19 protein-coding genes are annotated in these 20,762 nt (G+C 30.8%); 3 read left to right on the plus strand and 16 right to left on the minus strand.

From position 1 onward, the window contains the following. Positions 1 to 2: 2 nt before the first annotated feature. The 7 genes from zapE to ACTT9P_RS06340 are packed head-to-tail and all read right to left on the minus strand — an operon-like array spanning position 3 to position 6,992. A complete protein-coding gene (gene zapE, locus ACTT9P_RS06310) occupies positions 3 to 1,046 on the minus strand; it encodes a cell division protein ZapE (protein WP_440909843.1) in 1,044 nt (347 codons plus the stop codon). Further along, positions 1,039 to 1,464 (minus strand): hypothetical protein, encoded by a 426-nt coding sequence (locus ACTT9P_RS06315; RefSeq protein WP_440909844.1) that lies wholly within the window; start codon positions 1,462 to 1,464, stop codon positions 1,039 to 1,041. Before ACTT9P_RS06315 ends, zapE begins: the two co-directional genes overlap by 8 nt. Further along, a complete protein-coding gene (locus tag ACTT9P_RS06320; RefSeq protein WP_440909845.1) occupies positions 1,464 to 2,744 on the minus strand; it encodes an outer membrane protein assembly factor BamB family protein in 1,281 nt (426 codons plus the stop codon). The genes ACTT9P_RS06315 and ACTT9P_RS06320 overlap by 1 nt, the downstream gene beginning before the upstream one ends. Next, the gene (locus ACTT9P_RS06325) at positions 2,737 to 3,381 is read right to left on the minus strand and encodes a hypothetical protein (RefSeq protein ID WP_440909846.1); all 645 of its coding nucleotides are present in this window, start codon (positions 3,379 to 3,381) and stop codon (positions 2,737 to 2,739) included. The genes ACTT9P_RS06320 and ACTT9P_RS06325 overlap by 8 nt, the downstream gene beginning before the upstream one ends. A gap of 5 nt (positions 3,382 to 3,386) precedes the next feature. Next, complete coding sequence (acnA, locus tag ACTT9P_RS06330) at positions 3,387 to 6,056, minus strand: aconitate hydratase AcnA (RefSeq protein WP_440909847.1); 2,670 nt, start codon at positions 6,054 to 6,056, stop codon at positions 3,387 to 3,389. Between the two features lie 2 nt (positions 6,057 to 6,058). Further along, complete coding sequence (locus tag ACTT9P_RS06335; protein ID WP_440909848.1) at positions 6,059 to 6,649, minus strand: LysE family translocator; 591 nt, start codon at positions 6,647 to 6,649, stop codon at positions 6,059 to 6,061. A gap of 1 nt (position 6,650) precedes the next feature. Continuing rightward, positions 6,651 to 6,992, minus strand: coding sequence for a tRNA-binding protein (locus tag ACTT9P_RS06340; protein ID WP_440909849.1), 342 nt, complete (start codon positions 6,990 to 6,992; stop codon positions 6,651 to 6,653). 26 nt (positions 6,993 to 7,018) lie between these two features. Here ACTT9P_RS06340 and argE point away from each other — a divergent pair, with 26 nt between their 5' ends. Further along, positions 7,019 to 8,197, plus strand: coding sequence for an acetylornithine deacetylase (gene argE, locus ACTT9P_RS06345; RefSeq protein ID WP_440909850.1), 1,179 nt, complete (start codon positions 7,019 to 7,021; stop codon positions 8,195 to 8,197). On the opposite strand, the gene ACTT9P_RS06350 is transcribed toward argE, so the two are convergent. Beyond that, positions 8,194 to 9,627: an aldehyde dehydrogenase family protein gene (locus tag ACTT9P_RS06350; protein ID WP_440909851.1), complete on the minus strand. Its 1,434-nt coding sequence runs from the start codon at positions 9,625 to 9,627 to the stop codon at positions 8,194 to 8,196. The genes argE and ACTT9P_RS06350 overlap by 4 nt on opposite strands. Before the next feature lie 20 nt (positions 9,628 to 9,647). Next, complete coding sequence (gene speB, locus ACTT9P_RS06355; RefSeq protein WP_440909852.1) at positions 9,648 to 10,607, minus strand: agmatinase; 960 nt, start codon at positions 10,605 to 10,607, stop codon at positions 9,648 to 9,650. Positions 10,608 to 10,660: 53 nt separating this feature from the next. Here speB and ACTT9P_RS06360 point away from each other — a divergent pair, with 53 nt between their 5' ends. Both ACTT9P_RS06360 and ACTT9P_RS06365 read left to right on the plus strand, forming a co-directional pair. Next, positions 10,661 to 11,383 carry a putative zinc-binding metallopeptidase gene (locus tag ACTT9P_RS06360; RefSeq protein ID WP_440909853.1) on the plus strand — a complete coding sequence of 241 codons (723 nt, stop codon included), beginning with the start codon at positions 10,661 to 10,663 and terminating at the stop codon, positions 11,381 to 11,383. Next, a complete protein-coding gene (locus ACTT9P_RS06365) occupies positions 11,380 to 12,027 on the plus strand; it encodes a peptidylprolyl isomerase (protein WP_440909854.1) in 648 nt (215 codons plus the stop codon). The genes ACTT9P_RS06360 and ACTT9P_RS06365 overlap by 4 nt, the downstream gene beginning before the upstream one ends. Here ACTT9P_RS06365 and ACTT9P_RS06370 read toward each other — a convergent pair. The 7 genes from ACTT9P_RS06370 to ACTT9P_RS06400 all read right to left on the minus strand — a co-directional run bounded on the left by ACTT9P_RS06370 (position 12,016) and on the right by ACTT9P_RS06400 (position 20,708). Beyond that, positions 12,016 to 14,238, minus strand: coding sequence for a 3-hydroxyacyl-CoA dehydrogenase NAD-binding domain-containing protein (locus tag ACTT9P_RS06370; RefSeq protein WP_440909855.1), 2,223 nt, complete (start codon positions 14,236 to 14,238; stop codon positions 12,016 to 12,018). The two genes, ACTT9P_RS06365 and ACTT9P_RS06370, sit on opposite strands and share 12 nt — an antisense overlap. Before the next feature lie 15 nt (positions 14,239 to 14,253). Further along, positions 14,254 to 15,108: an ABC transporter permease gene (locus tag ACTT9P_RS06375; RefSeq protein WP_440909856.1), complete on the minus strand. Its 855-nt coding sequence runs from the start codon at positions 15,106 to 15,108 to the stop codon at positions 14,254 to 14,256. Between the two features lie 2 nt (positions 15,109 to 15,110). Continuing rightward, the gene (locus ACTT9P_RS06380) at positions 15,111 to 16,364 is read right to left on the minus strand and encodes an ABC transporter permease (RefSeq protein WP_440909857.1); all 1,254 of its coding nucleotides are present in this window, start codon (positions 16,362 to 16,364) and stop codon (positions 15,111 to 15,113) included. Between the two features lie 67 nt (positions 16,365 to 16,431). Next, positions 16,432 to 17,559 carry an extracellular solute-binding protein gene (locus tag ACTT9P_RS06385; protein ID WP_440909858.1) on the minus strand — a complete coding sequence of 376 codons (1,128 nt, stop codon included), beginning with the start codon at positions 17,557 to 17,559 and terminating at the stop codon, positions 16,432 to 16,434. Between the two features lie 98 nt (positions 17,560 to 17,657). Continuing rightward, positions 17,658 to 18,743, minus strand: coding sequence for an ABC transporter ATP-binding protein (locus ACTT9P_RS06390; protein ID WP_440909859.1), 1,086 nt, complete (start codon positions 18,741 to 18,743; stop codon positions 17,658 to 17,660). 49 nt (positions 18,744 to 18,792) lie between these two features. Next, complete coding sequence (locus ACTT9P_RS06395) at positions 18,793 to 19,962, minus strand: M24 family metallopeptidase (RefSeq protein WP_440909860.1); 1,170 nt, start codon at positions 19,960 to 19,962, stop codon at positions 18,793 to 18,795. Positions 19,963 to 19,964: 2 nt separating this feature from the next. Beyond that, positions 19,965 to 20,708, minus strand: a complete 744-nt coding sequence (locus ACTT9P_RS06400; protein WP_440909861.1) for a maleate cis-trans isomerase family protein — start codon at positions 20,706 to 20,708, stop codon at positions 19,965 to 19,967. Positions 20,709 to 20,762: the final 54 nt, after the last annotated feature.

Consider the following 20,762-nt stretch of genomic DNA (forward strand, 5'->3'; position numbering starts at 1 on the left):
ATTTAAAATATAATTGATGTTAATTCATTAAGTCTACTCAATGTTCGCTTAAACGGCTCTTTTAAACTTGTTGATGAATTTATTTCATTTAAACTTTTGTCTGATGTAATTAATAAAGGAATTCTTTTTTCATATAAAATATCAATTAAAGTAATAAATCGATGTTGTTGATTTGAATTATTTTCTGAAAAATCAGGTAAATTTTCAATAAAAATAAATGAACAATTATTAGCAACCTCAATAAAATCCTCTGCGCCTATATTTTGATCACATAATTCTGTAAAATCAAATCTAGCTAAACCTTCAAAAAAATTTTTAATTTCAAAGTTACGTCCTTTAATATTAAGAATTTTATTTTCAGATTTTTTATTTTTTGAAATTTCTCTAAAAAATTTATTAGCTATGAATTTGTTAGTTGAATTAATTGGAAAAACAAATCTTTCTGTTTTTCCTTTTTTTAACCTGTAATCATGATTGATAGACAAATTAATTTCTATACAAAATTTTTTAATTATTTCAAGAAATGGAATGAATTGGTCTCGCTGTAGTCCCTCTTGATATAAATCATTTATTTTTATATTTGATGAAAATAAAACGAAAATTTGTTGTTTAAAAATTTCTTTAAACAATCTTCCTAAAATCATTGCATCTACAATATTTGTAACTTGAAATTCATCAAAATAGATTAATTTTGTTTTTTCTTTTAATTCTTTTACAAAAACTTCAATTATATTTTGTTGATTTGGATTATTAAATTTAAAGTCATGAAATTTGATCATAAATTCGTTAAAATGTAATCTTTGTTTTTTTAATGATAATTGATCAAAAAAAAAATTTAGTAACATAGTTTTTCCCATACCCACATCTCCATGTAAATATATGCCTAAATTTTTTTTATTTTTTTTAAAAAAGAAGTTAAAAAAAGATTGATCTAAATTATCCTTATAGAATTCATGAAATGTTGAAATTACATCTATTTGATCCTGATTAACTTCAAAATTATTTTTTTGACAATAATCAATAAAAAGACTTTTAAAATTAGTCATTTTCAAAATTAAAATTATACTTTGCTCTTGGACCTTTTCTTAATCCAAACGGTCCTGGTATGAAAATTGTTAATGGTTTAGTTCCTTCTTTTAAATCAACTCTATGATAAGCATTTGCTGAACGAAAACCTATATAACCTGGTTTTCGCCAAAACTTACCTTCTTTCGTTGTTTCCCAATATCCACCCCTTAAAATTATAGTAATATATGGACACATATGATTGTGAACACCATCTCCATGATCATCATCCAACATTTCATGTATTAATATATTAAATGGAAACCATTTAGGTCTATTTCGAAAAAGGACATAGTATCTATTCATCCAAGGTTTTGCTAGATCATATCTAGGATGTGAAGGACCTCTATCTAAGACAACTCTTTTTTTTCCAAGTTTTTCTAAAATCTTTAAAAACATTAATTAAATTTATTCACTGCACCATTTTTCAAAATGTAAAGATTATCCTGATAAATTATTGGTTTTGACAGCGAGCTTCTAGCAATTTTTATTAAATTACTAGTATTACCGTTTTTAAGATCAACAACCATTAAGAAGCCATTATTAAATGTAATATATGCTTTTAAATTTCCTACAGTGAATCCAGAAACATTGATTTTTTTTCTTTTTTTCTCTTTAAACGTGCTCAAAAGATAATTAGTTCTAATTATATTCCCATCTTTTTTATTTATTACTACCAAATAGCCATCATTTGTTACTGTGGTGATTAAGTCATTTATTATAATTGGTTTTACATTTGAATTTATATCTGCAACCCAATTGATTATTCCATTTTTTGAATTTACTGAATAAAACTCAGAATTATTATTTGAGAAAAATATATTATCATTATTAAGAACAATAGTAGAATTTTTGAAGTTGTAAGATTTTCCTAAAACTTCACTACTTTGGGTTGGTAATTGCCAGACTGCTTGGCCGTTTTCAATATTTAAAGCTGTGATATCACCAATTGTATTTGAAAAGATAACTAGTGGTTTTTTTAAAACTATTGAAGGTTTTGAAGATGACAAAGTAAAAGAATTTTCTGTTTCAAAATTCCAACATTCTTTACCATCAATTAGCGAAAAGCATCTAATTATGTTTTTATAATCAATTGCAAAAAATTTATTTTCTATAATTTTTGTTTCAGAATTAAACGGATATATGCTTTTATTTTTCCAAATTAATTCTCCATTGTCTTGATTTAAAAAATAATAGTTTGCTAAATCATCAGTTACCAAAACACCTTTGTCCGTTAAAGATAAAGTTAAATTTGGAGATAATTTTTTCTCTTTTTTAGTATAAATATTATTTTTCCAAATAATTTTTTGACTATTGTCATATTTTATAACATTTCCTTTTTTGTCATAAAAATATAAGTGCTCATTTTTGAAAATTGGTGATTGTTCAGATATATCTTGTGACTTTAATTTTGAAAATTTATAGACACCTACTTTATTTAGATTGCCATTATATGGTTGAGAACCAGTGTTGTTGCCTTTATTTTGAGTTAAACTAACTTTTCCAAAATCAATTGATAGGTTTGAGTTTAATTCAAATAATTCTTTATTATCTTCAATTAATATCTCTTTAACATTTTCTTTTTCAGAAAGTTTTATTTCTTCTTTCCAAATCTTGGAATTTTCATTAAATGAGCAATTTGATAAAAATAAAAAAATTATTATTAAAAATTTAATCACTTAAATCTCTATTAATTCTCTTTAATGCTTGATTTTTGATATCTGGATTTGAATTTTCTAGTTCTGTAATCTGTTGAAAAAATTCTTTTGATTTTTCTTTTTGGTCTTTGCTAAAAAAATATTCAGCTATCAAGTATAATGCATGAGATTTCCAGACACTTTCAGAATTTGTAATTGGTTTTAAAATATTTAACAAATCAATTTCACTAATAGTATCTGCGTTATAAAGTGCTTTTTTATAAATTATCAAATTTAATATTTCCTTGTCTAAAGATGTATCATTTATCAAAACATCAAAATACGTATTGATTTTTTCTTTATCTAGAGTGAGTTTTCTATCTATTATAAAATATAATGCTAATGGTGAGTATGTGCTGTCTTTTTCAAGCACTAATTCCTCTAATCCATCTAAAGTAGTTTGTTGATTTTGTTCGTCATATTGAATTGTTAGTGAATTATATCTATCAGAAATTTTTATTTTGTTATTTTCTTTAAATTCACCGTAACCAAAGAACAAAAGTAATAAAAAAACAATTAATCCTAAAAATATCAGAATTCTATTCTTATTGCGTATAAGAAAATTTTTTATTCTCTCATTTCTAGCATTTGAGTCTATTATTGCTGTTTCTTCATCCATCTTGATTAGATCATATTTCTTAGAACGTATTGTAAAATTCCACCATTCTTATAATACTCTAATTCATTCTTAGTATCTATTCTACATAACGTATCGATAGTTTTGCTTTCACCAGAGGCAAATTTAATTTCAATTTTTACTTTGTCAGATGGATTAATTCCTTTTTCTAACTCTACAACACTAATTAGCTCTGAGCCTATTAATTTTAGAGTATTCCTATTCATGCCTTCTGTAAATTGTAATGGTAATATGCCCATACCTATTAAATTTGACCTATGTATTCTTTCAAAACTCTCTGCAATAACTGCTTTTACACCCAAAAGTTTGGTGCCTTTTGCAGCCCAATCTCTAGATGAGCCTGTGCCGTATTCTTTTCCACCAATAACCACAAGATCTGTACCTCTTTTTTTGTATTCGACCACAGCATCGTAAACTGGCATAACTTTTTCCTCTGGATACAATTTCGTAAATCCACCTTCTGTGCCAGGTGCCATTTCATTTCTAATCCTAATATTTGCAAAAGTTCCTCTCATCATAACTTCATGATTTCCACGTCTAGAACCATAAGAATTAAAATCTTTTTGTTGAATTTGGTGTTTCATAAAATACTCACCAGTAGGACTATCTTTTTGAATGTTTCCAGCTGGAGATATATGGTCAGTTGTTACCATATCACCTAAAATTAATAATGGTCTTGCATCTTTTATTGCTTTAAAGCCTTCTGGATCATCGGATAAATTTTCAAAGAATGGGGGTTTTTTCACATAGGTTGAACCCTCATCCCAATTATAAATATCACTTTTTTCAGTGTTTATTTGTTGCCACTGCTTTGGACCTTCTGAAACATTAGAATATCTTTTAACAAACATTTCAGCGTTTAGAGATGATTTTAAGGTATCTTCAATTTCTTTATTTGAAGGCCAGATATCTTTTAAATAGACATCATTACCATCTTTGTCTTTACCAAATGAATCTTTATAAAGATCAAAATCCATATCTCCAGCTAATGCATATGCTACAACAAGTGGAGGTGAGGCAAGATAATTTGCTTTAATATGTGGAGAAATTCTTCCTTCAAAATTTCTATTCCCTGACAAAACTGAAACTGCATATAAATTTTCTTTTTGAATTGCGCTCACAATATTATCAGCCAAAGGTCCAGAGTTTCCAATACAAGTTGTACAGCCATATCCAACCAAGTTAAATCCTAATTGATCTAAATATGAATTTAGACCTGCTTTTTCTAGATAATCCGTTACAACTTGTGAACCAGGCGCTAAAGATGTTTTTACCCAAGGTTTAACATTTAATCCTTTTTCAACAGCTTTTTTTGCTAAAAGACCAGCTCCAATTAATACATTTGGATTTGAAGTATTTGTACAAGAAGTAATAGCTGCAATTAAGATAGATCCATCTTTTATTTCATAGTCAGCATTATCAACTTTCACAATTTTTTTCTCATTACTATTTGTTGCTTCTTCATAAACTTTTTTAAAACTTGTTGAAGCTTCTGTTAATAAAACTTTATCTTGTGGTCTCTTTGGACCTGAAATTGTTGGAACAATTGTTGACATATCTAAAGATATTTTGTCAGTAAATTCTAATTGATCACTAGCCCATAAACCTTGTTCTTTAGCGTACGCTTCTACAATTTTAACAGTCTCTTTGTCTCTTCCTGAGAACTCTAAATACTTTAATGTTTCATCATCAACAGGGAAAAAACCACATGTTGCACCATATTCAGGAGCCATATTTGCAATAGTCGCTCTATCTGCTAACGTTAAATTTTTTAATCCTTCTCCATAAAATTCAACAAACTTACCAACTACACCTTTGTCTCTTAACATCTTAACAACTGTTAAAACTAAATCTGTTGCAGTTGTGCCCTCTGGCATTTTATTAGTAACCTCAAATCCAATAACTTCTGGAATTAACATTGAAATTGGTTGGCCTAACATGCCTGCTTCGGCTTCAATTCCTCCAACACCCCAGCCCAAAACTGATAAACCATTTACCATTGTGGTATGACTGTCAGTTCCAACTAAAGTATCAGGAAATAAATAATTATCTCCTTTGAAATCTTCTGACCAAACTACTTTTGATAAATATTCTAAATTTACTTGGTGACATATGCCAGTTCCTGGAGGAACAATTCTAAAGTTATTAAATGCACTTTGTCCCCATTTTAAAAATGAATATCTTTCCCCATTTCTTTGAAATTCAATATCTACATTTTTCTCAAATGAGTCAGCTTTTGCTGATTGGTCAACTTGAACTGAGTGGTCAATAACTAAATCAACAGCTGATAATGGATTTATTGTGCTAGGGTCTTTATCTTTTTCCTTAACTGCCTCTCTCATTGCAGCTAAATCAGCAACTGCTGGTATACCAGTATAATCTTGTAGTAAAACTCTTGCAGGTCTATAAGCTATTTCTGTTTTAGATTTTTTATCTTTTAACCAAGATTTGATAGCTTCTATTTGAGCTTTTGTAACTGACAAATCATCTTCATACCTTAGCAAATTTTCTAATAGAACTTTTATTGATTTTGGAAGTTTTGAGATGCCGTCTAATCCATTCTCCTCAGCTTTTTTTAGAGAGTAATACTTGTAGTTTTTTCCGTTAACATTTAAGTCTGATAGTGAGTTGTATGAGTTTTTATTTCCTGGTTTCATAATTATATATAAAAAGTTATTACGCTTAATAAAAGAAGACCTGACATAACATAATTAAAGTATTTAATAAATTTCTCATTTGTCGCGAATTTCCTTAGATATTTGCCTACGAATGCCCAAAAAGTAATGCTGGATAAAGACACAAAGAAAGCAAACAAAACAACCTGAGTCGCATAACTTATATAATTTTGACCGTACTCAACATAAGTCGAAACAATGATTATTCCTATTAATACACCTTTAGGATTTAAAAATTGGAAAATAAAGGTATCAAAAAAAGAAACTGGATTTTGATTTTTTTTTTCTTTAATGGCACCTGAAAAGCAAATTTTGTAAGCAAGATAAACTAAAAAAATTGTACCTAGATATTTCAAAATTTCTTGAATTATTGGAAATAGTTTAAAAATATTTACTAATCCAATTATCAAAGAAAAAACTAAAGTAGTAAAACCAAATGTTACACCAAAGATATGTGGTAAAGTTTTTTTAATTCCAAAATTAAAGCCTGAATATGATGCAATTACATTGTTTGGACCAGGTGTATATGCTGCAACAATCCAAAACAATGCCATGGATAAAAACTCTGGGTGCATTTTATGCTATTGGAAGTCCATTTTCAGCTTTTTGTGACGGATGAACCAATGTTACTTTACCCTCATCATCTATCGAGCCTAAAAGTAAAAATTGAGATTTGATACCTGCAATATTTTTTTCTGGAAAATTACAAACACCAATTACTTGTTTTCCAACTAAATTGTCAGAATTATAATAATGCGTTATTTGTGCGGAAGAAGTTCTTACTCCAATTTCTTTACCAAAATCTACTTCTACAACCAAAGACGGTTTTCTTGCTTTTTCATTTTTTTTTACTGAAAGAACTGTTCCTAGTCTAATATCTAGTTTTTCATATGTATCGTACGTAGTTTGAGGTTTCATAATAATAATGTATAATTAACTTTGCTATGGCTATAGATAACAAAATATATGAAAAATCAATAGAGATATTAACTGATCTCATCGGTTTTCAGACTGTTTCTGGTACAGATAATAGCGAACTAATTAATTATTGTGAAAAAATTTTAAATAATTTGAATATAGATACTTTTAAAGTTTTTGATGGTGAACAAAAGAGAGTCAATTTATTTGGAACTTTAAAAGCAAAAAAAACAAATGGAAAAAAACCAATTATTTTATCTGGTCATACTGATGTAGTTCCTGTTTCAAAAGGTTGGTCTTCTGATCCATTCAAAGCCACAATTAAAAATGAAAAATTATATGGCAGAGGTTCTTGTGATATGAAGGGATTTATTGCTTGTACGTTGGCGTTCGCTCCAATTTTTGCAGAACATGAATTAGATCGAGATATACATTTTTGTTACACGTTTGATGAGGAAACAGCTTGTATTGGAGCTCCCTTATTAATTAAAGAACTTAAAAAAAGAGACATAAAAAATGGAATTTGTGTGATTGGGGAACCAACCAATATGAAGATAATTGATGGTCATAAAGGTATGAATGAATACACAGTTCATTTTGGTGGCTTAGCTGGTCATAGTTCAAAACCTCATATGGGTGTAAATGCTATCGAGTATGCATCTAGATATATAAATAAACTTTTAGAAATTAGAAAAAAATTAATTGAGAGAGCTCCTAAAGATTGTATCTTTGACCCACCACACTCAACACTGTCTATCGGTGGAATATCAGGAGGAATAGCTCATAATGTAATAGCTGATAAATGCAAAGTTGAATGGGAAACAAGACCAGTTAATAAATCTGATGGAGATTTTGTAACTAAAGAAATAGAAAAATTTGTAAGTGAAGAACTTTTGCCTGATATGAAAAAAGTATTTCCAGAATCTTATATTAAGAAAGAAATAATAGGAGAAGTTATAGGATTTGAGAAATTAGATGAGTCAGAGGCTTGTGAATTTGTTTCTTCTATTACCGGAGATAATTCAAGAGAGGTAGTTTCTTTTGGAACAGAGGCTGGTTTATTTCAGGAAATCGGAATAAGCACAGTTGTTTGTGGCCCAGGTTCAATTGAACAAGCACATAAAATAGATGAATTTATTGAACTAAATGAACTAAAGAAATGTCTGAATTTTTTAGATGGAATAAAGAAAAAGTCTATTAATTAATTCCAACCACCTACAGCTTTAACTTCTAAAAACTCTTCCAAACCAAGTTCTCCAGCTTCTCTACCAATACCAGAATGTTTATAACCACCGAAAGGTGCATCAACTGCTATTCCTGCGCCATTTACATCAACCATTCCTGAACGAAGTTTTCTTGCAACTCTTTTAACTTTTTCAGGATCTTGTGTTTGAATATAATTTGTGAGTCCATAAGGAGTATCATTTGCGATTTTAATTGCCTCTTCTTCATTTTCAAAAGGCATAACTGATAACACGGGTCCAAAAATTTCAGTTCTTGCTACTTCCATATTATTATTTACATCAGCAAAAACTGTTGGTTTAACAAAATATCCCTTTTCCAAACCATCAGGTTTTCCAATTCCACCTGCAACTAATTTTGCTCCGTCATCAATCCCTTTTTGAATAAGAGTTTGAATTTTGTTGTATTGTGTTTCTGAAATAACAGGTCCTATATGCTCACCTTCTTTTTTGGGATCACCCACTTCAAAATTTTCAGCATACTTCTTAAGTCTTTCTACAGCTTCGCTATACATTGATTTTTCTACAAGCATTCTTGTTGGAGCATTACATGATTGACCTGAGTTTCTAAAACATCTTAAAGCTCCTCTTTCAATTGCTTCTGGATCTGCATCTTTAAAAATAATATTTGCACCTTTGCCACCTAATTCTAAGCTAACTCTTTTAAAATCTTTTGCAGCATTTTGAGATATTAAAGCTCCAGCTCTAGTTGATCCCGTAAATGAGATCATATTAACGTCAGGGTGAGCGGTTAATGCGTTTCCTGTCGTAGCGCCATCTCCATTAACTAAATTAAATACCCCTGCTGGAAATTTAACTTCATCAATAAGTTCGGCAAGGATCATTGATGATAGAGGTGCTAATTCTGATGGTTTTAAAATCATTGTGCAACCAGATGCTAATGCAGGCACAACTTTTAAACAAACTTGGTTCATTGGCCAATTCCATGGGGTAATCAAAGTACAAACACCTTTAGGTTCATAAAGAATTCTTTGATTAGGCGCATGTTCTCCTAATGGTTTTTCAAATTCAAAATTTTTTAAATATTTAATAAATGATTTGATGTGAGCTGCGCCTGTTCCAGCTTGTAATTTTGTTGAAAAATCTTTTGGCGCTCCCATTTCCATGGTAATTGCTTCAGCAATATCAGCCCATCTTTTTTTATAAAGTTCATATAGTTTTTCTAATAAACTTATTCTCTCTTCTTTTGAACTAAAAGCCCAAGTCTCAAAAGCTTTTTTTGCAGCACTCACTGCAGCATCTACGTCTTTTTGATTTCCTAATGATATCACAGCACAGTTTTCTTCTGTTGCAGGATCTATTACTTTAATTTCTTCAGAACTACTAGGTTTTACCCACTGTCCATTGATATAAAAATTTTTTTTATCTAACATGATTTAAAACTATCCTTTCATTATGTTTTTGCAAATAAATTTGTTAATTCATAAACTATTGTTGCAGCTGCAAGAGAAGTAACTTCTGCATGGTCATAAGCTGGTGAAACTTCTACAACGTCAGCTGAAACTAAATTTAATCCTGATAATCCTCTTAGAACATTTACCATTTCTCTAGTTGTCATTCCTGCTATCTCAGGTGTACCAGTTCCTGGAGCAAAAGCTGGATCTAAAACATCAATATCAATTGATAAGTAAAGAGGGTTATCGCCTACTCTCTTTCTTATTCTTTCAGCAATTTTATCTGTACCTTCTGTTTGAAATTCATCACAATGGATTATTTTAAATCCAAAACTTTCATCATTTTTAATATCATCTCTACTATAAAGAGGTCCTCTTATTCCAACGTGCATTGAAGCATCATCTAAAAATAAACCTTCTTCTCTTGCTCTTCTAAACGGGGTTCCATGAGTATAAGGTGCTCCAAAATAAGTATCCCAAGTATCTAAATGAGCATCAAAATGAACTAAAGATACTGGTCCATTCATTTTCTTATTTATTGCTCTTAATAATGGAACTGCGATCGTGTGATCACCACCTAAACTAATAATTCCCCCAACTTTATTCAATAAATCTGTAGCTCCCACTTCTATTTGTTTTATAGCTTCATCAATACTGAATGGATTGCAGGCAATATCTCCAGCATCAGCTACTTGTTGTATTTTAAATGGTTCAACATCATAGCTTGGGTGATAATTGGTTCTCAAATGTCTTGAAGCTTGACGAATACTCTGTGGTCCAAATCTAGCACCTGGTCGGTAGCTGGTTCCAGCGTCAAAAGGAACACCTACAATTGCAACATCACAACTTTCAACATCTCTTAACTCTGGCAATCTTGCGAATGTTGATGGACCTGCAAATCTTGGAACTTTAGTTCCACTAACTGGTTGAATAGGATTTTTATTTTTCTCTTTTTTCATTAATTAAACCTACCACATTCTTTTAAATTGGAATATCTTCAATTATCAAAATTATGAGGTTAATTAAATCCTTTTTTATATCGATACTTTTATGTTTTTCTGCTCAAGCCAACACAATTTATGAGCTCATCAAGATACCAAATCTTGAAATTTACAATTTAAAAAATGAAAATAAATTAAGATATTTGTATGCTAAGCAACCTTTTACAATTGGAGTTGATAACAATATAAATTGTTTCAATTCTTCTCAACAAGAGTTAGATGAAAAATATTCAGTAATTAAGAAAAACTTAGATAGATATTCAAAGCAATTTTTAAAGAAAATAAATTTAAAATATATTGTTCTTTGTAAAGACTTGTCTATTTCGGGAATAAATACTGCTGGAATTCCAGATAATGTAATGAAAACTTTAATAATAGATATTAAGTTTAATCAAAAATACTTTGAAAGAGTTATTCATCATGAAGTTTTTCATATAATTAACGACAGCTACAAAGATCTATTTAATTATGATGATTGGTCAAAATTCAATAACAATGACTTTAATTATGCTGAATGTTCTACATGTACTGAAAAACTTGGGTTAGATACTTATCTAAAAACAAATGGATTTATTACAGAATACTCTCAATCAACGGCATCAGAAGATATGGCTGAAGTTTTTTCTCATTTAATGATGGGATTAATAACAAGTAATGATGATCCAATATTAAATAAAAAAATTGATTTTTTAAAATCTAAACTTTTAGAATTAGATGAAAATTTTAAGTTATGATTAATAAGATAAAACCGTCTAAATCAGAAAAGATTATTTTCATATTCATCTTAACTCTAGCAACTTTCACTTTAACTTCTTTTTTTTTATTAAAAAATAAATGCTTATTTATTGATGATTATGATCCAAAAAAATTAGTATTTGATAACCCGGAAAATATAGCAGTACTTAATATAGATTGTGGAAATGTGATTATAGAACTTTATCCTGATCTCTCACCTAATTCTGTTAAAAGATTTAAAACCTTAATCAATTCTAAAACATATGATGATGTTGCTTTTCATAGGGTAATTAAAGATAAATTAGTTCAAACAGGTGATGTTGAATTTGGAAAACGAAATAACATCGATTATGGTAAAATTGGTACAGGTAAATCTGGTTTGGGAACTATAAATTCTGAAGTAGATAAAGATTTTGATTATGATGCTGGAAGTGTAGCACTAGCAAGAAGTCAAAGATATAATACTGAAGACAGTCAATTTTTTATAACTCTTCAAGATGAACCATTATACGAAGGTGAATACACACCTATTGGAAAAGTTTTATATGGATTAGAAACATTGAGGACAATTAAATACCTAGATAAATCTGTCTATGTCCTAAGACCAGATTTCATTAATTCATTAAGAATGTTAGTTGACTAAAGGCTTTCCTGTAGCGAGGGTGTGCTTAATTCTTTCTTGAGTTTTCTTAGTTTCTATAAGTCTCATAAAAGCATCTAACTCTAGTTTAAATAAATCATCTTCTGATAAAGTTTTTTCAACTGTTGTATCTCCACCACTCAACACAAATGCTAATTCTTTTGCAACTTCAACACCATGGTCTAATATAACTTTATCGTTATAAAGTTTTTCTAAAATCTTATTCATTTCACCTCTAACACTTTCTCCAGGTAAGTTAAATTTCAACTCTTCAGTTGGAGTGAAATTTTTATTTTCATCTATTATTTTTTTAGAAACTTCAAGTAAGCTATTTCTATTCATTATAGTTTTGTCTTCAGGCTTTAAATACTTCATAGGAACTGCCTCAACAGGTGATGTGGCTGTTTTTCCATAACCAATAATATCAAAGACTTTTAAAGGTGCATAATTTGGATCTTTCTTCGCTTCATCTGTCTCAGACCATCTTGCTAACATTTCCTTGCAACCACCTCCAGCAGGTATCAAGCCTACGATAGTTTCAACTAAACCAGTTACAATATTAGTATGAGAAGCTACAAAATTACTTTGAACTAACACCTCAAATCCGCCACCAAGAGTTAGTCCTGAGGGAGCAGAAATCACTGGATATTTTGAATATTTCAAATGCTTACAGGTATCTTGAAAATATTTAATAAACTTTTCTATAGATTTAAAATCACCTTTGTCAGCAAAATTCATTGTGTAAGTTAAATTTACTCCTGCTGAAAATTGCATACTTTCATTAATAATAATTAAAGGTTTGTCAGTAGCTTTTTTTAAAGCGTCCATTGAATCATAATCCAATGCATTAGCTTTGGTAGTAAACTCAACAATATTATAATCTTTGAATCTGTATATTTGTGCTGAGCTATTTCCATCGACACTTTGAGCCTTTCTTTTTACTTTTCCAATAGTTTCTATATTTGTGTATTTTTGTCTTTCTCCATAAAATTTCTCATCTTTTGTTTTTGACAATTCCTCTAAAAATTTATTTCCCTCAAATTCATCTATTTTACTAAAGAAGTTTTCAACACCAATTTCTTCCAACATCTCAAAAGGACCTTTGGCCCAGTTAAATCCTAGCCTCATTGCCTCATCAATGTCATTAAATTCTTTAGTAATTTCTGGAACTAGAGATGAAGCATATTGAATTATTTTTGACAAAACAGACCATGCATACTCTCCATATTTGTCACCTCTATTTATTAAAGCGTTAAGATCAACCTTGTCTGATTTAACATCAATTTTTTTACTTGGTGAATATTCTCCAGTTTCTAAATTCAAAGCTTCTAAAACTTTTGATCCACCTTCTTTATTTATTCTATAAAAACCACCCTTACCTTTTCTTCCAGTGTACCCAGTATCAATAAGTTTTTTAACTAATGGAATTTCTTGAGCTACGATATGAAATTTGTCTGTTTGTGGAAGTTCCTTAATAAAGCTTTTCAAAACATCCGCCATTAAATCTATACCGATTAAATCATATAAACCAAAAACCCCAGTTTTTGGTATTCCCATTGGTCTTCCAAAAATTGCATCTGCTTCTTCAACAGAAAGTTTCATCTTAAAGGCTTCTGTCATTGCAATTTGCATTGCATAAACACCTACTCTATTTCCTAAAAACCCTGGAGTATCATTACAAACGATTGCACCTTTTCCTAATTCAACTTCACAAAACTCTTTTAGACTATTGATCTTATTTAAATCATTATTTTCATTTTTAACGATTTCTAACAAACCCATATATCTAACTGGGTTAAAAAAATGTGTAATACAAAAATCTTTTTTTTGTTGATCAGTTAAATTTTCAGATAAAACTTTAATTGGTATAGACGATGTGTTTGATGAAACAATCGCTCCATCTTTTCTTGCATTAAATATTTTTTCATAAATTTGATGTTTGATATCTATTCTTTCAACAACTGCTTCAACAATCCAATCAGCATCTTTAACCACATCAAAATTGTCATTAATATTTCCAACCTCAATATTATTTATTTTAGTTTTATCAATTAGCAATGGTGGTCTGGATTTATGAATTCTTTCCCTGGCATTTGTAGATATTTCTGTGGTTAAATCCAATAAGGTAACAGGAACATCGGCATTACATAAATGAGCTGCAATCCCGCTCCCCATTGTGCCCGAACCTATGACAACGACATTTTTAATTTTCATAAATTGAAAAATTAATTAATGATTAATTCCTCTGAGTCTCTCAGATCTTCTTCTTAATAACTCAGCTGTAACCAAAATTAAAGTAGATAAAATTATTAAACAGGTTGCAACCGCTAAAATAGTTGGACTCAACTGTTCTCTTAAACCTGTCCACATTTGAATTGGTATAGTTGTATTTTCTAAACCAGCCAAAAATAATACGACCACAACCTCGTCAAAAGATGTAACAAATGCAAATAAACCTCCTGAAATTACTCCTGGTAATATCAATGGCAATGTAATCTTCATGAAAGTGTGCACAGGATTACTACCTAAACTTGCTGCTGCCCGGGTAACACTATGGTCAAAACCAGTTAATGTTGCTGTAACTGTAATTACCACAAAAGGCGTTCCTAGAATTATATGAGCTAAAATTATACCTGTATGTGTTGCAGCTAAACCTACCTTTGCCATAAAGAAGAAAATAGCTACACCTGAAATAATTAAAGGTACAATCATAGGTGAAATTAAAGTTGCCATAATAATTCCTTTGTACGGCATATGTCTGCTACTCAAACCTAAGGCAGCAACTGTACCTAAGATTACTGCACCAATTGTTGAGAAAATTGCAATTATAAAACTATTTTTAGCAGCCAAACCCCATGGGTTTTTTGTTCCGTAAATCATATCCTTGTACCATCTTAGAGAAAAAGCATCTGGATCTAATCTTTTCATTCCATCTGAAAAACTTAAGAATTCTTCAGCGTTGAATGATAGTGGAAAAATTACAAATAAAGGTGCAATTAAAAAAAAGAATACTGCTCCACAAATTGTAAGATAAATATAGTGCCAAACTCTATAATGTGGTTCAGTATATTTTGGTAAAGCCATAATTATCCTAGTTTAATGTTATCTATTCCAACTAATTTGTTATACAGCCAGTAAATCGCTAAAACTCCTGCTAATAACATTAATCCCATTGCAGATGCAAAGCTCCAATCTAAAGTACTCTTCATATGAAATGCTATTTGATTACTGATTAAAGTTCCAGAGGCTCCACCAACTAATGCTGGAGTAATGTAATAACCAATGGCTAAAATAAATACCAATAAACAACCCGCACCTATTCCAGGAATTGTTAATGGGAAATAAACTTTCCAAAACGCAACAAATGGTGTTCCACCTAATGATTTACCTGCTCTCATCAAACTTGGAGAGATTGTTTTCATAACACTATAAAGTGGGAGCACCATAAATGGCAATAATATTTGTGTCATTGCAACATAAGTACCAGTTTTATTATACATCATTTCAGGTCTTGCATCATCCGCTACCAAACCAATCCAAACAAAGAAATCATTTACAATACCTTGTTGTTGAAGCAATATCATCCAACTTGCGGTACGCACCAACAATGATGTCCAAAAAGGAAGTAAGACGCATATCATTAATAAGTTACTATATTTCATTGGTATAGTTGCCAGTAAATGTGCAATTGGATAAGCCATTAAGAAACAAAAAACTGTTACAAAGAAAGCAACTTCTAAAGTTCTAAGCCATAATATTCTATGGATTCTTCGGTCTTCTTCAACGCTTACAATTTTTCCGTCTTCATTTTTATACATATCCATCCCTTTTAAATATTTTTGGGATGTATACGCAGGCGCTCTTCTTTGAATTGCTCTCCAATACTCAACATCTCCCCATCTTTTGTGGACCGAAATTATTTGTTCTTTGTAATTACCTTCTTCAAATTTTTTGGAAGCTCTTCGTAATTTTTTTAAAATACTTTTGAAACCATTTTTAGTAAAATTTAATTGAGTTGATAATTTTCCTTCACGTTTTTCTTCAACTAATTTTTTGAAATCTGAGTGAAAAGCTGCAAACACTTCTTCCTCTGGTAATTCTTTTCCATCCCAGCTTTCCATAGCTTTATATGTTTTTGGAAGCATTTCAGTAACCATCTTGTCATCAACACTTCGTAAGAGCATGTCTCCAATAGGAAAAACATATGTTATGAAAATAAAAAATAAAAGAGGAGCTACTAAGAGAAAAGCTTTAATTTTATTTTTTCTCTCAGCTTTTTTAAGACTTACCTCTAAAGGTGTGCCATCTGAAGTTAAAATTTGTTTTGCTTCTGAGCTCATAAATAAAAAGGGCGGTTAGAAACCGCCCTTTAATTATATTATAAATTTAAGTTCTATAAAACCTAAATTACAGACCAGCTTTCATTGCTTCCCATTTTTCACCAAGCTCTGTGCCGTTGTCAGCCCAGTAAATTGGATCAACTAAGAAGTAATTTTTAGTGTTCTGAGGTGCAGTAGGCATTTGTGGTACCATGTTTGTCTTACCATCTTTGTACCATGGCTCTCCTGCTTCCATAATTGCTATAGATGATTTTCTCCAAGGAGCATATGCAATATATTTTGCACTACCAGCTAACATCTCTGTGCTAGTCATCATAGCTAAAGCTTTCTTAGCCATACCGTTTGCATCGTTAGGTCCGCCTTTAACTTGTACGAAATACTCGTAGTCAAGACCTTGAGCGTCCCAAACTTGTTTGATTGGTGCACCTTCTCCAACTTCAGCGTTAAAGAATCTACCATTCCAACCAGTTGCCATTACCACTTCACCAGAAACTAGTAATTCAGGTGGTTGAGCACCAGCAGACCAGAATACACATCCACCTTTAGGGTCTGTGCAAAGTTCTTTGATCTTGTTCATTGCTCTCTCAACACCAGCATCTGTACTTAATTCTTCGTAGATGTTAGCGCCACCTTTTCCTGGTTTAACACCATCTGCTGCTAAAGCGATCTCTAAGTTTGTTAAAGCGCCTTTGTAGATAGCTCTTTTTCCAGGAAATTTTTTAGTATTGAAGAAATCTCCGATAGTCTTTGGAGTACCTTTAACATTCTCTGTGTTATAAGCGTAGTTCCAAGAATACAAGATGTTTCCTACAGCACATTTACTTGGCATTGCAGTAAAGAAATCTTTACTTGCAGGAGTTCCATCTGGAGCTGCTGGGAAGTCTTTGTCAAAATCGAATTCAACAAATAAACCTTCGTCACATCCATTGATAGTATCCATTGCAAATACGTCGATGATATCCCACGTAATTTTGCCAGCTTCTTTTTGTGCTTTGATTTCTGATAATCCACCTGAATAATCAACCCAAGCAATGTTAATGCCAAGTTTTTTAGCAGTTGGGTCACCGTAACCTAACTTTTGAGACTCAGTATAAGCTCCACCCCAAGATACAGCTGTTACAGTTGTAGCGAAAGCTGAAGTAGTTACAGAAAGTACAAAAGAAAGTGCTAGTAATATCTTACTAAGTTTTTTCATTTTTCCTCCGTTTAAACGTTTAAAAACAAAATTAAAACAATTTCAAAGAGAAGTGTCAACAGCCCTTTTTAGCCACATGTTAACAATATATGGTATGTCTATTTAGGATCTAACGCTCTAGCGTCTTCACTATTCCAACCTATCTTAATCTCATTACCAAGCTTAATATCAAGGTTCGATGATGAATTTGGAACTTTAAGAATAAATTCTGAGTTACCTAAAAGATTAATTCTAACTCTTGTGTGATCTCCATGGTAAATAACTTCTTCAATTTTACCATTATGAACATTATCCATCTTGTTTGATGGGTTAATTAATGCTCTTTCAGGTCTTAACGAAACAGTAGTTTTGTCTCCTTTTGCTTTAACTGAAATTGGATTAGCTAGAATTTCTGCATTAGCTAGCTTCACTTTACATTTATCTTTGGAAATATCAGATACTTCTCCTGCAAAAGTGTTATTTTCTCCAATAAATTCTGCTACAAAAGAATTTACAGGTTTCTCATATAACTCGTCTGGACTTGATAGTTGTTGAACCTTGCCATCATTAAATACAGCAATCCTATTTGACATGGTTAACGCTTCGCTTTGATCATGTGTTACGTAAACAACTGTTACTCCAATACTTTCATGAATATGCTTAATTTCATATTGCATGCTCTCTCTTAAGTTTTTATCTAATGCTCCAAGAGGTTCATCCATAAGTACAAGCTGAGGATCAAAAACTAATGACCTTGCAACAGCTACCCTCTGTTGTTGTCCACCTGATAATTGACCTGGCATTCTAGATGCAAAGCCTTGAAGAGATACCATTGATAAAGCCTTATCAATTTTTTTATCTGCTTCATCCTTTGGAATTTTTCTTACCCTTAAAGGGAATGCTAAATTTTCATAAACAGTCATGTGAGGAAACAATGCATAATTTTGAAACACCATTCCAATTCCTCTTTTGTGTGGCGGTATGCTTGAGATACCTTTTCCATCTAAATAAATTTCTCCATTAGTTGGAGTTTCAAACCCAGCCAACATCATCAAGCAAGTTGTTTTACCAGAACCAGATGGCCCAAGCATTGTTATAAACTCACCTTCAGCAATATCTAAATTAAGACCTTTTACTACTAAGACTTTACCGTCATAGCTTTTGTCTACATTTTCAAATTTGACGAATTCTTTGTTACTACCCATAAACCAGCATATTTAAATCATTTGTGAAAATAAATATCAAGCCCTAACTTTAACTCTTTATTCTAAGTTCTTTTGGAAAATCATAGAATAATTCTGAGCCATTTTCAGTCACTCTAATTGATTCAGATGCTTCTACTCCCCAATTTCCAAATTGCATTACCGCAATCATATGAAAAGTAACATTGGGTTTTAACTCTGTCATATCTCCTTTAGATATATTTAATGTATGCTCTCCCCAATCTGGTGGATACCCAATACCTATTGAATAACCAGTTCTAGAAGTTTTCTCTATTCCATACTTATCTAATATTTTCCAAAACGCTTGTGCTACATCATTTGCAGTATTTCCTGCTTTAGTAGCGTCAATTCCAGCCTGTAGCGCTTCAATTGTTTTATTCATTGTATCAATTTTTAACTGATCTGACTTTCCTAACAAAACAGTCCTGGCCATTGGGCAGTGATATTTTTTGTGGGTTCCCGCTATTTCAATAATTGTTGCCTCTCCTTCTACAAATTTGTCTTCTGTCCATGTCAAATGAGAAGCTGAAGTTCCTTTACCCGTTGGTAACATTGGAACAATAGATGCATAATCTCCACCAAATTCTGGAGTTCCTTTTATGAGAGTTGAATATATTTGAGAAACAGCATCACATTGTCGAACACCTGGATTAATTGCCTCCATAGCTTTTTCCATTCCTAGTTTTGTTATTTCTGCTGCAGATTTCATCAATTTTATCTCAGCATCAGATTTGACTACTCTCACCCAGTTAACCAATCTTTCACAGTCTTTTATTTTTGCATTTGATAAACCATTCTTGATTTTTTCATAACAATAAGCTGTAAAATAATGACTATCCATTTCTAACCCAATAGAAAGCTTATCCCATTTCTTTTCTTTAATTAGATCAACCAATGCATCGTATGGATGTAATGGCCAAGTATGAATATATTTTTCATTATATTTAACAATATTTTCATCATTTAAATATGTTTTAATATAAGCACCTCCAGCATCTTGATCTCTAACAAAACAAATTGGCTCATCACAGTTAACATGAACAATCACGCATTGTGCGTAATAAAATGACCAAGCATCATAACCTGTTAAATAATTCATATTGGATGGATCTTGAGAAATTAAAAGTTCAATACCTTTTTCTTGCATTAAAGCTTGAACTTTTTTTAGTCTAATTTTGTATTCTTCTTTTGTAAAATTCATATTCAACTCTTAAATAATCTGCCATATCCTTCAACAACATAATTTGAATTAATTTGATTTAAACTATCCCAAATCAATGCTTGATTGCTAGATATCACAGGTTTGTCTAATTCTTTTTCTAAATCATCTATTAATGAAAGCACAGGTAATGCTGTACAAGAAATAAAAAGTGCATCACTTTTTGATAAATCAATTTTTTTTAAAACTTCAAATAAGTGATTGGGATCTACTTTGCCAATATCTAAATCTGATGCAATATCAAAGTAAGATAGATCATTTACTTTAAAGTTTTCTTTTTCAAAATAACCACAAACAGAGTCGTTTATCTCAGATGTATAAGGAGTAAAAATTGATATTTGTTTTATGCCCATTTTATTCATTCCTTTGATCGCTGCAGTAATTGGTGTTGATACTTTTGTGTTTGGCTTGGCCTTATTTACTTTTTCAAATATTGACTCATATCCAGCTGCAATTGTGCCTGAAGTGCACCCATAAGCTACACAATCTAGTTTCTGATCAGGTAAAATTTCTTTAGTGACATCAGTGATATCATCAGCCATTTTCTTTAGCGTCTCATTGGTAAGAGGATTATAACAATGAATACGATTACAAAATAAATCTATATCTTTATCATAAATCACATTATTAAAATCTTTTTCAATTCTAAAATCACTAGCTAATGTAATTAAACCAATTCTTGGATTTAGTTTTGAATTAAATTTTGGATCTATTTTATTAAGTTCCATATATGAATAGTATTATCATTGATTAGAAATTCAAATTAAATTAAATAAACATCG

It is taken from the genome of Candidatus Pelagibacter sp., from assembly GCF_052048095.1.
GTDB lineage: Bacteria > Pseudomonadota > Alphaproteobacteria > Pelagibacterales > Pelagibacteraceae > Pelagibacter.